This window comes from Apibacter sp. ESL0432 (assembly GCF_019469225.1).
Taxonomy (GTDB): Bacteria; Bacteroidota; Bacteroidia; order Flavobacteriales; family Weeksellaceae; genus Apibacter.
In genome coordinates, this window is the sequence record NZ_CP048266.1 from 1,036,738 (window position 1) to 1,053,038 (window position 16,301).

General features: G+C 30.1%; 13 protein-coding genes. 3 read left to right on the forward strand and 10 right to left on the reverse strand.

Going from position 1 to position 16,301, the window contains the following annotated elements; translation table 11 throughout:
* Positions 1 to 60: 60 nt before the first annotated feature.
* From GYM73_RS04380 to tssD, 9 genes are all read right to left on the reverse strand, one after another.
* Positions 61 to 825, reverse strand: a complete 765-nt coding sequence (locus GYM73_RS04380) for a hypothetical protein (protein WP_220234257.1) — start codon at positions 823 to 825, stop codon at positions 61 to 63.
* Positions 826 to 860: 35 nt separating this feature from the next.
* Positions 861 to 2,090, reverse strand: coding sequence for a peptidoglycan recognition family protein (locus tag GYM73_RS04385; protein ID WP_220234258.1), 1,230 nt, complete (start codon positions 2,088 to 2,090; stop codon positions 861 to 863).
* A 109-nt stretch (positions 2,091 to 2,199) separates the two neighbouring features.
* On the reverse strand, positions 2,200 to 3,228 hold the full coding sequence (locus tag GYM73_RS04390; RefSeq protein WP_220217240.1) for a hypothetical protein: 1,029 nt from the start codon (positions 3,226 to 3,228) through the stop codon (positions 2,200 to 2,202).
* Positions 3,229 to 3,240: 12 nt separating this feature from the next.
* Complete coding sequence (locus GYM73_RS04395) at positions 3,241 to 4,971, reverse strand: hypothetical protein (protein WP_220234259.1); 1,731 nt, start codon at positions 4,969 to 4,971, stop codon at positions 3,241 to 3,243.
* Positions 4,958 to 5,767, reverse strand: coding sequence for a hypothetical protein (locus GYM73_RS04400; protein ID WP_220234260.1), 810 nt, complete (start codon positions 5,765 to 5,767; stop codon positions 4,958 to 4,960). Before GYM73_RS04400 ends, GYM73_RS04395 begins: the two co-directional genes overlap by 14 nt.
* Positions 5,768 to 5,829: 62 nt before the next feature.
* Positions 5,830 to 6,822: a hypothetical protein gene (locus tag GYM73_RS04405; RefSeq protein ID WP_220234261.1), complete on the reverse strand. Its 993-nt coding sequence runs from the start codon at positions 6,820 to 6,822 to the stop codon at positions 5,830 to 5,832.
* 67 nt (positions 6,823 to 6,889) lie between these two features.
* Positions 6,890 to 8,260 (reverse strand): PAAR-like protein, encoded by a 1,371-nt coding sequence (locus tag GYM73_RS04410; RefSeq protein ID WP_220234262.1) that lies wholly within the window; start codon positions 8,258 to 8,260, stop codon positions 6,890 to 6,892.
* A 16-nt stretch (positions 8,261 to 8,276) separates the two neighbouring features.
* A complete protein-coding gene (locus tag GYM73_RS04415; protein ID WP_220234263.1) occupies positions 8,277 to 10,064 on the reverse strand; it encodes a type VI secretion system Vgr family protein in 1,788 nt (595 codons plus the stop codon).
* Positions 10,065 to 10,102: 38 nt separating this feature from the next.
* Positions 10,103 to 10,501, reverse strand: coding sequence for a type VI secretion system tube protein TssD (gene tssD / locus GYM73_RS04420; RefSeq protein WP_166003618.1), 399 nt, complete (start codon positions 10,499 to 10,501; stop codon positions 10,103 to 10,105).
* 494 nt (positions 10,502 to 10,995) lie between these two features.
* Here tssD and GYM73_RS04425 point away from each other — a divergent pair, with 494 nt between their 5' ends.
* From GYM73_RS04425 to GYM73_RS04435, 3 genes are all read left to right on the forward strand, one after another.
* Entirely contained in the window at positions 10,996 to 12,456 is a 1,461-nt protein-coding gene (locus GYM73_RS04425) for an aminoacyl-histidine dipeptidase (protein WP_220234264.1), read from the forward strand.
* Positions 12,457 to 12,708: 252 nt separating this feature from the next.
* The gene (locus tag GYM73_RS04430; RefSeq protein WP_166003622.1) at positions 12,709 to 13,995 is read left to right on the forward strand and encodes an adenylosuccinate synthase; all 1,287 of its coding nucleotides are present in this window, start codon (positions 12,709 to 12,711) and stop codon (positions 13,993 to 13,995) included.
* A 591-nt stretch (positions 13,996 to 14,586) separates the two neighbouring features.
* Complete coding sequence (locus tag GYM73_RS04435) at positions 14,587 to 15,354, forward strand: hypothetical protein (protein ID WP_220234265.1); 768 nt, start codon at positions 14,587 to 14,589, stop codon at positions 15,352 to 15,354.
* Between the two features lie 70 nt (positions 15,355 to 15,424).
* Here GYM73_RS04435 and GYM73_RS04440 read toward each other — a convergent pair whose 3' ends face one another.
* Positions 15,425 to 15,967, reverse strand: coding sequence for a plastocyanin/azurin family copper-binding protein (locus tag GYM73_RS04440; protein WP_220234266.1), 543 nt, complete (start codon positions 15,965 to 15,967; stop codon positions 15,425 to 15,427).
* Positions 15,968 to 16,301: the final 334 nt, after the last annotated feature.

Below are 16,301 nucleotides of genomic sequence, written 5' to 3' on the forward strand. Positions count from 1 at the left end.
CTTCTTTATCAATTGCTTTAAAATAAAAAACAGAAAAAGAAAGATATTTTTTTTCATTTTTTAATCTCTTTTATAAACTTCAGTCATTTTATTATCCATAAAGTCTGGTGATTGAAAATAATATTTTTTATCCTTAATAAACAGGGTAAAGATAAAATCGCCTTGTGTTTGTTCTTTTGCTAATCCTTGGTAGGCGCAAATATTGTCATCGTCTTTTAGGAATAATGGTAAATCATAATCAAGCGTATTGAGTTTAATCTTAGTATCACTAATAGTAACAGTTAAATTAGTGGAAAAATAATGACCATTAAAATCTTTTAAGGTAGTTGGTTGATATTGCGAAATAGTGTTAATTGCTGTTTGATAATGTTGTTTGTACCGTTCTTCTAACTCAGGATGTTGTTCGACTAATGCTTCGGTGACAAAGTCCCCTATAAAGTATCGAGAATTTTTAGGATCTCGATAAGAATATAGTTGTGATTGTTCAGTGTGCTTATCGGTAAGTAAAAACCATGACTGCGAACCTAACAGGATATCATAAAGTTTATTATTTTTCGTTAATTCAGCTTTAATATAGATACCATCAGGGGTAAAACCATAGAAATGTTCAAAATTAACATCATCAGGTAAGTACTCTTCGTGCTTATTTTGAGTAATTTCGAGAATATTGTCTGCACTTAAATTCCAATCTAAACACATTTGATAATAAATTAGATTTCGAAATTTTAAATCATGGCATGACTTAGCAATATTGGTTATCTCATCTTGCGCTTTACAAGAGAAAATTATTAATAAGCTTGTTATCAGTATTAAAAATTTATTCATTATTTTACTCTTAAACTGTTAAATTTTTTATATAATTAATGCCAATAATTCATCATTTTTTTATATACATCTTTTCCTTCATTTGGATCTTTTGCACATAAATCTTCGTGACATTTTACATCATCTATTGTTAAATTATAGTGTTCTAAAAGAAATTTAACTAAACAAGATAATGACTTAGCTTGCTCTTCTGTTACCTCCTGCCAATAGCCGTGAGGTAAATTTCCATTAGCTCCAACTCTTTTTTTTCCATCAGAGGTATATGAATAACCACATACCTCAATTCCTATTGAATTATGATTTCCCCAATTATTGTCTTTAGTGATTTTATATTGTCCTCTCCCCATATGAGTTCCTTTTTTATATATGCTGATAGCATGATAAATTGTTCCATCTGTATTTTTAGCATTATCTATTACAAAGTGAGCGCCATATTTATTAGTATTCATATGAGATAAAGTTCCAGCAGCTACTCCACCCGCAGTTCTATGTAATACGATGATTTTAACTTCTGTCATATTGGAACCATTATTACAACTTGCTATTTTATTTTTTTCTACTTTACCTCCAGAAATAAATCCTTCAGAATCAATTTTTAATTTTGAACAAAAACAACTTGATAAATTATAAAGTGTAAAATATTCTTTTTCTTCATTTAAAAAATCATAATACCTTGCCCCCTTAACCGCATCGAATTCACCTGTAAGAATACCTTTAAAATTTACCTTAGTTGCGTTGGTATCTTTTATTTCTGTTCTTATGGTCAAATGAGTACTTTTATTTTCAAGACTATTTAATTTATCTACTAATTCCTGATACTTTTCATCATCTTTAGGACGAATTTCAATCTCTTGGATATACTCAATTTTCTCATCAATAGTAAATTGTAGTTCGGTTTTTTCAACTCCATTCACTAAAAAGGAAATAGATTTTTGTGGATATAAGTTAAGCTCATTACCTTTTTTTTCCATTTCACGAATGCTAATAACCAAAGATCCTTTAGGGGGCTTACCGTAACATTTAACTACAAGATAAATTTTGTCACCCAAACGGGCTTGATTTAATTTTAAATAGGTATATTCATTTGGTTTATTCGGGGCATTTACTTTTTTTGCAAAATAGGCATCCGTTACATTAATATCAAAATCAGATTGATGTAACAAATCATAAACAATTTGGTTAGGATTGGCTGAATAAGAATCCACTATTTCGGATTGATCGTTAGGGGATTTTATATTTTCTGTCGGAAGGCTTTCGTTTTCCATTATAGGATGTTTAAGTTGTTATGTTTATTTTTTTATTTATTGTTTACTTACCACCGTTCATATTTATGAGGGTGATAAGCATAATAATCGTTTGTTTACTACACAATCTTTAATTCAATTCATCAATTTCTTTATCCACAAATTTGCGTTCGACAAGCTCACCGTCTTTATAGGTTTCTGTGTACAAAAGTTTGCCTTTTTTAGCAGAAAATAGATCGATAGGACAACCTATTTTCCTTTGATAATCTAATTTATAAAACTTCCAAATTCCAATCGGTAACCCTTTATGGTAATTTGCTTCAAGATAAGTATAACGGTGAGAATAAGTATAATAACCGTTCGGTTTCTTCTCAATCCATAAACCTTCACGGGTATGATTTTCGACTAATCCTTGTTCTTCTTCATTTTGGAAAAATCCGTTTTGATCGTAATATCGAATAAATTTGCCTTCAGTCGAAATTTGGAATTTTTCATAACGGATAAAGTTAACGTATTCAACATCAATATCAAAGTATTTAATGTGAATAATTCCTTCTCTGTCAATATATAGACGTTTCCTATCAAAATTGGCATCAATATAAGCATTTAGGGAATCTAAGATGTTTCCTTGACTATCCATAACCACTAATTGTAATTTAGTGTAGGGTTTTACATTTGGTTTTTGTGAAGTAGGAACATCTTCACTAAAAAGGAATACTAAGTTTTGGTTATTTGATAAATTAATTTTCCATAATGGATATAATATTTCTTTATAGTTGTAATATATACTTGATTGGTTTTTTATAAACGGGTAGGGAAAAAAGTTATCATAATAGATATTAGCCATATTAGCATTAGTATAAGTATAAGTAATACTATCGGTAAGTTTTAAATCTCGTTTTTTACCTTTATAAACATCATAAAACAAATCTGAATGATTATAAGCTAAATCTATAGGTGTTTTATACCATGTATTGCTTGGATAATCGTATTTTTTCCAATTTGCTGGGAATTGGACGTCAATTAACTCTTTAGTTCCGAAAGGTAAAGTAATTACGGGAATTGAATTCTTCTTTTTCGAATCTGAAAAATCCTGAGATTTTATGCCTTGACAAGAACATAGAAAAATAACTAAAAGTAAAAGGTAATTTTTTTTCATTACAATAATTCCTTAGATAATTGAATGAACATAATCTCTAGTAAAATTAACATACTTTGCATTATAAACAGAAGAATGTAAATGATCTTCATGTCCCTCCATATAAATTGAGTGATTAATTTTTGGATACCAATTGTTTTTCCCTACACCATGTCTTAACAAACCATAGTTTCTCATGCAATTAACAAATGCATTTTGTTGTTTAAGATTTTCCAAATAACCGGTATCAACAGCAATTCCATCAACATGTTCATAACTTGGATAACAAGATCCATCTTTATACGAAAATCCACCGCTATCAATATAAATTTCACTCATTGATTTAGTTTGATTTAACTGAGCTAAAGCGCCCAAAAATGCTGCGTAAAATGCCGGATTGGCGTATCGCCTTCTTGTATTTTTAAATGCAAAGGTAATAACAAAGCTACCGTCTGGACTTTCATAATTTAAAGCTCTAAAAGCTTCACTACCTATGCCCGGATCTTCAAGAATATCGGCAAAAACCAGTTCTACATTATTTTCTTTGTTTTTATACCACATTTCTTTTTTAGAAGTAAATCTACTTGGGGTAGCAAGTACACCATTCTCATATATTTCAAGAGTTTGTGCATCTATTCTTTCATTCGCATTTATATTTTCTGAATGATCAATGGTATCAATAAGATTTCCTTTATCTTCATCTTTTGGAATATTAATTGATCTTATTTTTGATTTAACAGTTATTTTATTGGACTCACACACAAAATGTTCGTTATCATTTTTATCATAATAAAAATAACAAACCTTAGAGTTAACGCTGTTATTTAGTTCACCTATCGGCTTTCTGGTATTAGGTAAGGTTCTTATCGGTAAAAAATTAAATAAATTATCTTTGTGATAAATTTCTAGAAAATGTCTATTTACTACTCTAAATTGTTGCTTATCGGTTGATAAAAAAAGTCCCCCTTTGCTTCTCTCTTTGTTATCGTTACCATACGCACATTTATCTTTTTCTAGTTGTACCGACACTTTTATCGTACCATTGGCATCTTTCAAACGGTTTGCCCAATTATCAAAAGCGGGACGGGTGCTAGGGCGCAGTTGCAATTTCACAATGGCACGGTGAGAATGATCGGCTAAGTTGGTATAAGGACAACTACCGCTATTATTATGTAAGGCATTTGTATTACCTACCACAGCCGTGATATTTCGAGCTGATACATATTGACGGGATTCATTAAACTGCATGACTTCAAGTACATTGGAGTTTCCAGTGAGTGCATTGCTTTGTAGTTGAACTTTTATCGATTTATTTGGCGTCAAATTTTGGGTTTCAATTACTAAATAAACCGTTTTTCCTAAAATAGAATCATATGTTAGCAAATTATTTTCTCCGTCTCGTTGAGGATGTAGTGAATCTATGGGTTCAAATGACACTTGATTTTTTTGTACTTTTTTTTTCGCAAAATATACACTGTATATCCTTTTTAACCCATCGTTTGGTGGGTTAACTGGGTTAACACTAACGGTTTGCCCTGTTTTGATAATGCTAACATTTGTACTTCCACTTTGAGATTGACCTGTACTGGTACTTGTTTGGGTACTGGAAGAAGAACTTGCAGCTTGTGAACTGCTGCACGAGGTGAAAAAGAGGCAGAAAAATAGAGCTATAATTAAAGCAGCATGAAAACGGCTGGTTCCATATTTACGATCCAACTGTTTTTGTAATTGTACGGCATGTTTTAATTGTTTATATTTCCTCATGGCGTAAAGTTTTAAGTTGATAGTTTATTTTTTTTTCATAGTGTTTTCCAAAGGTAAAATGAATGTCAAAGGAAGCGTCTTTTACCGTGCCTGATGAAGTAAGATTATAGTTTCCTTGATATTCTTCTAAGCAAGGAAGTGTCTTTTCAGATGAAATTTTAATACCTTTCAACGCAAAAAGTTTACGTAATCCGTCAAGGTCGGGCGTTTGGTGTAAACTACCGTTTATTTGGATATTGGTTGAATTTTTTTGCAGCGTTTCATTAATATAAAAAATGGTATTGGGTATCAATTGTGTATTCCTAACGATAGGATCTTGTTCATGAGCAAGCGGTAAATATAAGGAAATAGCAGGGTAGTAATTAAGGGTGAGTAAAACCCGTTGTTTATCTGTATATAAATTTCTATATTCCAAAAAATCTGTATTGTCTGTGTATTTTTTAGATAGTTGATCTAAAATTAATTTTGCTTTCTTTTGCACTTCGTTAAAGTTTGTAAGGTCGTGCAGAGTGCCTTGTGGTGAGATTATGATTTGCAAATCGGAAGTAATAAGATCTAATTTCTTATGTAATATCTTATCAGTTTCCGACATTCGAGTACTCCAATATTGATTCTTAAACGTTTCCCAACGTACTTTAAAAAACTCTTGTATAGAATAACGGGTGCAGTATATGAGTGCGGTTTGTACCTCACGTTCTTCGATACCATTAATACGGGTCAACTCTTCTTGTTGAAAGTCGTAATATCTTTGTGTTGTAGTTGGAAACGATCCTAAAATTATTTTAGATTTCTGCATGTATTTGGATATATTTTTCGAATAAAAAGGTAAATACCTCTACTTATTACCATGAGGTTTTTTTATTTTTCAAACTCACCGATTAAAAGCCGTCCCCCTCGATCTTCAGGATCTGGTTTATCATGAAATGATGCACGTAAAATGATAAATTTATCCTTATAAAATCCGACAGGTCTAGAAGCAGTAAACATGCCTTTTAACTCATACTTATTCCATGTTTGTCCATAGTCATATGAATATCGAATTGACGGGTTAATAGATGATAAAAGTTTATAGTCGCATACAAAATTTTTATATCGGTAAAAGTTATCATTTTTTGAATCAAGTGTGTATAACTCTTTTTCCTCTTCATTATAAAAAGTTGCAGATGTTTTTAACAAGTTAGCTTTACCCAAAACAAAAGTGTCATCTTGATATAGTAAGACATCATAGTTATTTTTGAAACTTTTGATGATTTGCTTGTTTTGGGTTTTAGGGTCATAACTAATGATCTGATTTTTTTGTAAAGTTAGAATGTTACCCTGTGCGGTTAAATAAAATGGCTGATTGTTTAAGTCGTCAGGCAAGGGGTATTCTTCTTCTCGATTCAATAAATTAATCAGTTTTAAATTGCCTCGATTGGAATATATGACATATTTACCGTTGAATTTTTTATAATCGATATCATCGGCAGATAAATACTCATCTATTTTAACCACTTTTAGACTCTTATGATCTAAAAGATATTGGGAAATTTTTTTACTGTTATCGGGTAATCTATTTTGAGCTTCTACTAATGAATAATCATTACTGGTATCAATCCATTTCATCTCTTGTTCGGGTAGCAATAATTCTTGATAACTTTTGCCCCGATCTTTCGATATAAGTATTACTGCTTGATACCCTCTTTGGATTGAATCGAAAGAGCGAAGACTTTTATTTCCGATTAAAATAATGGTGTTCTCATTGGGGGCTATAAATTCTTCAAAACGAAAAGCAGACATTGGGTCTAAGACAGTTGCTTGGTCGGTTAATTGGTATAATTGATTAAAATCGTATTTGGCTATCCATTTCATATTTCCTTGTTTAACGGGGTTACAACTTAATAAAGCAAAGCTTACTAAAATTGTTATCAGTATTTTTTTATTCAAAGGTATCATCCCATAAAATAATTTGTTTATACATTCTTTGTGCCGTGGCACTTGCAATTGACAGATAATTTAAATTTCGAGCCATAATAAGTGCCTGCCTCCATGTATGCCTACCTAACCACTCTTTCGCATCGGGGGTTGATATTATTTTTATTAAATCATCTGCCGGTAATTTTCCCATTTCTTCAGGATTATACGCATCGGGATGAGTGGCAAAAGCAAATTCTTGAAATCGATCATTATCTAATTCAATATCAGTATAATATTTTTCCATTTTTTCTGCACGAATTTTATTCAATTCAGCTCCGTCATACCAACAACCTATTTTTTCAAAAAATGAAGGTTCGAAATTATCATTAAAGTTATCTTCCAATATATCAAATGTAATCACATCATGTTCAGCTTTATAAGATTTACAAATCACTCCTTGTTCCATATATTCTTGCAACTTAAATCTTGCATCTTTCAACCAGCGTTGCCCTCTTAGGGTCAAAGTTGGCATTAAGACTTTAGAGAAGCGCACGCAATATTTATATCCGTAACTGGTAGCAGGAACTGGTTTATATGAACTACCATTTTTCTTAACTTCTGAGATTACGATCTTGTCCATCTCTTCGGTTAAACTTTTTGTCAACCAGTCATTAACAGAATTCTCGTGATCATGTTCATTGATTTCATGCATTTCTCCAAAATAATAAACCGGAGGCATATGATTGCATAAACTGTGACGTTTCATAAAATCTTCATATCTAAATTTATAAAATTCACAATTTCCATAATTTCCATTGTTGTAACTGATAATTACATTTCTATCACAGCCGGTTACAGTTATTTTGTTCACAGTAGGAATAGGGCTTGCTACGGCAGTATTCGGGGAAGGATTACAACTTATGTAGGATTCTTTAACTAAAACTCTTTGTTCCTGAATTACGGTTTTACCTAAATTTTGCCACGGCGATAAGTTGATTACACTTTGACAAGCGGGTTTTTTATCCCCCCATTTGGGATGATTACAAACACCTGAAAATTTCAGATTAATCATATTATTTCCGTCGCCTTCTGTAGCACAAATGCGATCTTGTAATAATATTTCGTTAGAAGTAACCTTTAGTTTTCCTTCTGACTGTGCGTACGGACAATGTAAGGTTGCGCCATGTATTACCATTTCTCGCTTTTCTTCGGGCTGTCCTTCCTTTAGCAATCTTTCATTTTCTGCTCTTAATTTATTGGCAATTTCTTCTTTTCGGGCGGTTTCTGTTTTCGCTGTTTGTCTTTGCGTATTTTGGGTTAATTCTTGAGAATCTACCCAAAAACCTTGTTCAGATTCTTCGGCTAAAAAGTTAAATTTCTTTTCTTTGTCCATTTCATTTTCTTACTTATTAGCCTTTACTTATTTTTACATCATCTCCACCTTGTAAGACAGATAGCGTAGTACCTCTCATCAGTAAACTGCCTTTTAATGTTTGTATATTTGCATTTCCTGATTCTTGATAATAATAATTTCCAATCATTTCAGCTTTATTGCTAGATATGCTGTTGCTCAAATTTTCAGAATAATAATAAGTGTTATGGTTTATTCTTTCAGTTTTATCATTTTGAACTGAAACATTCATGTTTTCACCTACTTTTATGGTTAAGTTTTTTACTACGTTCAAAGTCACGTTACCGTCACCTTCAAACTTTATAAAACTGCCTGCTGCATCCTCTTCCAAAATACTTCCTTCGGCATCATTGACAATACGTTTAGTTCCGCTTCGGGTTTGAAATACCTTCAAGTCATTATTTTTTGTATGAAACCCGCTTTTCTGACTTCCACTGTATAGACTACCTAGAACTATAGGAGCTTCGGCATTATGACCGAGAAAATCCACCCATACTATATGTCCGATTTCCGGGATAACATGCGCTCCTTGTCCACCCCCCGAATGTCCTTGCATTAAAGGAACCCACAAGGTACTTTCATGTTCTTGTTGCCAATAAAAGCGAATTTTTAGTCGGTTTAAAGATTCGGGGTCGTTATTGTCAACCACAATCGCAATTTGATTATCGATATGCGGATATGCATTTTCATCTAAATAAGGGGCTATTTTTTGCTCAAAAGGAATACCTTTACAATGATTGGTATATCCTTCATCGGTAAAGCTGTGTTCGATTTCTGTGATACGGTAGCTTTCGATGGGTTGAAATTTATTATTTTCTTTAGTCCATGCATTCATTTGCATGGTATCGCCTAAACGGAGATGAGGATTATCGGTTTTAGTTGTGGCTATAATGGTTGATTCGTGACTTAGTTTTTTACGCTGTACGGCTCTTTCTAATTGTTGAGCATCCCCATAGAATAAATCGGGAGCAGAATAACCCGTTTGCGGTTGTATGGAGTATTTTTCAGAGGCTCGAACTGATTTGACATGAAAAAGATTTTTTTGATCGGGATAGAACAGTTGATTTGATTCTTCTTTTATAACCTTATCATTACGTAAATCATATCGTTGACGGATAAAATGTTGAGGTTTACTGATTACGTTTAAGGAATATTCTTGAAAATCTTCTCCTTCGGATATTTCAGTCCTTAGTTGATTACCTTTTCCGAAAACAAAATATTCTCCATTATGATACATATATTCACCGTATCGCTTGGCTAATCGTTTTAAAAATTGAAAATCGGTTTCGTTATAGCATACTGTATAAGGCAGGATTTCCGTAGTTTCGGGAGATATAAGTACCTGTAAGCGATTATCTTTATATTTATCGGTAACCGCTGTTACTATTTCTTTCAGAGATTTGTTAATAAAGGTTTGGCAATTTATGTTTTCATCCATAAGCTGTGTAGTAGCTTCTCCAGTCAAAAGTATATAAGGATATCCATCCTGAAGACGATGCTCAACCCCCGTAATAACACCTTGAAATATCGCCGTAGTTTCTTTAAATCGAATCAAATGTACGGAAAAATAGGAATAGTGCAGATTTTGGCTATTGGTAAGAGGATAACTGTTTTTTTCGCTAAAGGCTTCACTTGGACATAATATTTCAAAATAATTATGGGTTAGTAACTTTTGCTTGATTTTCACTTGAATATGATTTTCTCGTGATATTTCCACTCCATTAACAGTAACTTTTGCATAGGTTTTAAAGGATTCACCTAAAGTAGAGCTACGATATATATTCATGGGATGATTTTTTTGGGGATTAGTTTGACTTTAAATAATTATGAGATCTTCCAGCTTTTTTCATAAGTTGCTTTAGAATTAAACTTTAGTGTACGTGATGATATTGTAAAATCTATTTTCATGGGAGAAGAATTTGTTGAATTAAAGATTTCTTTAAAATCTAGACAGTAAGCTTTTTCAAATTCAATATCATAAAGCTTACTCATTCCATCTCGACGATAAAAAATGATTTTACCGTCTTTAGTTTTGTCTTCCGATAAAACCCATTCAACAAAATCAGTTTTTCCGTTGCTTTCTATACTCAAATTTATTTCTCCACCCGATGTTTCACCTGTAGGTTTTGAAGTACTGTCTGTTTTTTTGTGGAAAAAATAATCGCATTCTAATATTGTATAAGTTATTCCGTCCAATTCTAATTTAGCTAAAAATGCTGACATATTTATAAATTTTAATATTAAAAATTATTTTTATTATATATTAATAATTGTTTTTATACTTTAATAGAAATATTAATATTGAAATATTTAGCTAATATATTAAATTATTTATTAAAAAAATTAAATTATGATAAAATAATATTTAAAATTAGATTTTGATATTAAAAATAAGTTTTTTTTAAAAAATATATTTTCTTACAATATATTAATCAATCATATGTATATTTAAGTAAACTTAAAATTAGTTCAAGATTTAGCTAAAGAAATAGCTGGAAAGTAAAACAGTCATATTATATTTTTAATATTTATAATAATGTTAATTTTGCTTATCTAAATTAATATATTAGTTTTTTATGTAAATTATTATTTTAAAAATTAGATAATATGTAATGATATTTTTCAAAAATATTTAATAACAAATGTTAAAACTTAAAACATATTATATTAAAAAAGCGAAATTTGTTCAATAAAAATTCCTCTTAATAAGATAAGATATGAATAACAACACTATTAAGAAATTGAAACCCGAGTCTATATGGAATCATTTTGCAGATTTGAACTCCGTACCAAGACCTTCTAAAAAAGAAGAAAAAGTTATCAAATTTATTAAAGACTTTGGAGCATCTTTACATTTAGAAACTATTGAAGATATCTGTGGAAATGTGGTAATAAAAAAACCGGCAACTCCGGGATATGAAAATAGAAAAAAGGTGGTTTTACAATCCCATTTGGACATGGTCTGCCAAAAAAATAATGATGTAGATTTTGATTTTGAAACCCAAGGAATACAAATGACTTATGAAGGTGATTGGGTTCATGCATTAGGTACAACCTTAGGGGCAGACAACGGAATAGGAGTCGCTGCCATAATGAGTGTTTTATCTTCAAAAGATATTGAACATCCGGCTATAGAAGCTTTATTTACCATTGACGAAGAAACCGGTTTAACCGGAGCACTTGAATTAAGTAAAGATATATTATCAGGAGATATTTTGCTTAATTTGGATACAGAAGAAGATGATGAAATTGACATAGGTTGTGCGGGAGGAATTGATGTTACTGCTAAAGCAAATTATGAAGAAAAAGAAATCAATAAAAATTCTAAAACTTACCAAATTAATTTGTCCGGTTTACATGGAGGTCATTCCGGAATGGAAATTCATAAAGGTTTAGGTAATTCTAATAAGTTATTAAACCGTTTTTTATATGATTTTTTAAAATTTAATATTCAATTGATTTCTGTTGATGGAGGAGGCTTGAGAAATGCTATACCCAGAGAAGCTTCTGCAATATTTTCAATATCCTCTGAATTTGAAAGCAAATTACAAGAACAATTTAATCATCTATATTCAGAGATCAAATCAGAATTTAGTAGTATAGATAGCAATCTGACTATTCATCTTTCTCAGATAGACCATGTAGAGAAAGGATTAAGCATTGAAGACAGTAAAAAATTTATCTCAAGTCTACAAGCTGCTCCTAACGGAGTATTTCGAATGAGCCCGGATATCGAAGGATTAGTAGAAGCCTCAAATAATATTGCAAGAGTAAAATTGGAAAAAGGAAAGGCTGAAATACAATGTTTAACGCGATCATCAGTTGAAAGTTCTAAAATGTGGGTGGCAACGTCACTTGAAGCTGCATTACAGTTAGGAGGAATGAAAGTTGAATTAACCGGTTCATATCCCGGATGGAAGCCAAATCCCTCTTCAGAAATATTAAAACTGGCGGAAAGTATTTATGAAAAAAAATACGGGGAGAAACCTTCTGTTCAGGCTTGTCATGCAGGATTGGAATGTGGAATTATTGGAGAAAAATATCCATCTATGGATATGATTTCATTCGGGCCAACTATTAAAGGTGCCCACTCTCCTAAAGAAAGAGTTAGTATATCATCGGTTCAAAAATTTTGGGATTTCTTACTGGAAATTCTTAAAAACATTACGGTAAAATAAAATTTCTTTTATGAGCTTGTTAAGAAGAAGTGATTTTTTGCAGATATACCATCATTAAATAAATAATGATCCGTAAGATGCTTAAATAAATTAATTTTAATAAGCTCATATTTTAATATATGGTAATAAAATGTCAATTACTTTTTAAGTAAAATAGCAGCTATTAATAATAATCAATTAATTTTGCAAAAAGAGTTGCTATTTTTAAGTAATTTCTATAAAATAATAAAACTATTATAAATTAAACTATATATGTCAACATATGTTGTTGTCGGCTTACAATGGGGCGACGAAGGAAAAGGAAAAATTACAGACGTTTTAGCGGAAAAATCAGATTATGTAGTACGCTATCAAGGAGGAAATAATGCAGGACATACAGTATACGTAGGAGAAGATAAATTTGTATTACATCTTTTGCCTTCCGGAGTTCTTCAATGTAAAGGAAAATGTATCATAGGAAATGGGGTGGTAGTAAATCCTGAAGCTTTTTTCAATGAAATAGAACAAATTGAAAAAAGAGGTTTAAATACCGATCATGTTTTTATCAGCAGCAGGGCTCATATCATTATGCCGTATCATATTTTACTTGATACCTATAGAGAAGAATTTGCCGGAAGTTCTCAAATTGGAACAACCAAAAGAGGGATAGGACCTTGTTATGAAGATAAAATTTCAAGAACAGGGATCAGAGCCATTGATTTATTAAATCCTGAAGTTTTAAAAACTAAAATAAAGGAAAATCTTAATGTTAAAAATGTTTTATTTGAAAAACTGTTTAACAAAGAACCATTAAAATTTGATGATATTTACACAAAATATCTTGAATTTGGAAAAAAACTTAAAAATCGCATTATAGATTCAGAATACGAAATTAATCATGCGATAAAAGAAGATAAAAACGTTCTGTTTGAAGGTGCTCAGGCACTTATGTTAGATATAGATTTCGGAACCTATCCTTATGTAACTTCGTCGTCTCCAACTACCGGTGGCACAACCGTAGGAGCAGGGGTTCCACCAACCAGTTTAAAAAATTTAATAGGAGTATCTAAAGCTTATTGTACAAGAGTTGGTAACGGGGCTTTTCCTACAGAATTGGAAAACGAAACAGGAGAACTTATACGTAAAATAGGTAATGAATATGGGGCATCAACCGGACGCCCACGTCGTTGCGGTTGGTTAGACTTAGTAGCCTTACGCTATTCATGCATGATTAATGGGATTACGCATTTAGTAATAACCAAATTGGATGTATTAAGTGATTTTGATAAAATTAAAGTGGGAACCGCCTATAAAACGCCTGAAGGAACTATAACTGATATTTTCCCGTCTACTATTGAAGAATTAGCAAATTATGAAGTTATTTATCAAGATTTAGACGGTTGGAAAGAAGATATCTCAAAGGTTACCTCTTATGAAGAATTACCTATTTTAGCTAAAAAATATTTAGAATTTATTGAAAATTTTCTTGGAGTTCAGATATATTTAGTTTCTGTAGGTCCTGAAAGATCGCAAAATATCATTAAATCTAATTTAAAATAATTCTTATTATTACATTTTTTTCAAGTACTCCGTTCAAGCCATTATAAATAAAATTTAAATAATATATTGAACATTGTATTTTATTGAAGAATTAATAATTGAATCATAAATATGTTCACTTAACATACTAAAGAGGAGAATGAAATCAAATATTATTGATATCATTCTCCTTTTTATGTTATTTACTTATTTTATTTGATATAGTTATATATTCTATATCAAATATTTAGTTTTTAAAATTTAAAAAAGAATTGTAGCAGTAAAAATCATTATTATATATTATAAAATTTTATAAATGATTTTTTTTATATAAAAAATATAAATTGAATATTTATATATTCTTAATTTTTAATTTCAAAATGCTAATTATATGACAAATATTATTCTATTTTATGAAAATAAATTGCTATTTATGATAAATTATTGTTTATATTGCAAGGTATTTGAGAGAATAAATCAGTATCCATAAGATTTACTCTAAAACATTACTATTAAAAGCGAGTTTTTATATAAAATGTTTCGAGCGTTTTATATTGCTTTTTAATGTAACACTGATTACTATTATGAAAAAAACTAATATTATATGCGCTTATGAGAGAAAAATTTTTACTTATTATTCTATTGATTTTTAATATTTATATTGCTCAAGAAACTGAAAATAACATTTCGATTGATTCAACTAATATAAAAAGTATAAATCAAGAAGAACGTTTAAAAAATTCAATACCATCTTATAATTTATCAAAAATTGAAAAGTTGATTTCAAAATTATCATCTATCAATGGTACTGAATCAAATGAATATAATGATAGGTACTTATCGGAAAAAGATTTTGATAAATTGACAATCAAAGAAAAATTTACCTATACTATGGTTTATCCCGAAATTAAATCTTCAAGCGAAGATATTGATTCCCTAGCGATCTATGAGGAAAATAAAATTTTCGGAAAGCTGCCTACTTCGGTTAATGATCCCAGATGGAGTGCAAGACAAAAAAAATTTTTAAAACAGTATCGAAAAAATATTCAAGAATTTATACGTGAAACCTCTTTAAAAAATCAATATATGGGTCTCAACTTTAAAAAAGCTTTATTGGAAATTAATGCTGTTGAGTCCATACCATTTCTTGTTGATTTTTATAATTCAACAGATAAAAATGATAAAGATTTATTAACGGTGTTAATGCTATTAGTTAAAAAAGGAAAATATTATCCATTTGTTCGATCCAATGTGTATCGCCAATTATATAATGACGATGTAAATTCTCAAGTCAGCTGCATAGACTATTCGGATATAAATGAGGAATATATATTAAAAACGGCCCATAATTTTTATTTACAAGCGCCAAAAATTAAATAGATTTAATTTTTATATAAAATAAAAAAACAGGAAGTATATTCCTGTTTTTTTTATTTTAAAAGTTAAAAATTTATTCTACGATAAGTTTACCTCTCATTGTCGCACTATGCGCGGGAAATGTACATAAATATTCATAAGTTCCTTTTTCATTAATTGTAAAGGTTATCGTATCTTGTTCACCTCCTCCTAGCAATTTGGTATGGGCAACAATTGACGGATCATTTTTAGGAATATAATCATCAGCCGCATCCTTAGCTGCTCGATTTGCAAAATCATTAAAATTGGTACCCGGTTTTATAATTACTATATTATGTCCCATATCTTTAACACTTGCTTTGCCCACATGTTTAAGTGTAAGTGTTATAGGTTTTCCTGCTTTTGCTTTTAATTCGTGTATATTAAATTGCATTGCATCATCTCCCTCTACTATAAAAGTATTTTCAGGAAGATTAGCAATCTCTTCCTCTTTGGATTTTTGAATATCTTCTTTTGTCATAGAAGCGGCTGCAGATAAAGGATCAATTTTATGTGATGAATCCTTTTTATTACAAGAAGTATAAAGATTTAATGAGGTTATTAAAAATAGTGCTAATAAAATAATCTTTTTTTTCATGAATTCTTAAAATTTTAGGGTTGACTAAAAGTGTTCAGATTTTAAGGAAAAGTAAATGTAAAAGAGTATAAAATTAGTTTCTTCAAAATTAGTAATTTTTTATTAAAATAAAATTTAAAATTAGCTATTTATAATTAAAATATCTATATAAATCAATATTTACATAGAAATTGATATAACAATTAAAATTAGTTAAGAATTAATTGTTACATGTATCCAATTATTTTAAAGTTTTATTTGTTTTTTATATTGATATATTAGTATGTAAGAATATTATAAAATAGTAATACATTTTTGTATATTTTTTGATATTATTAATAAACATTATTTTAAA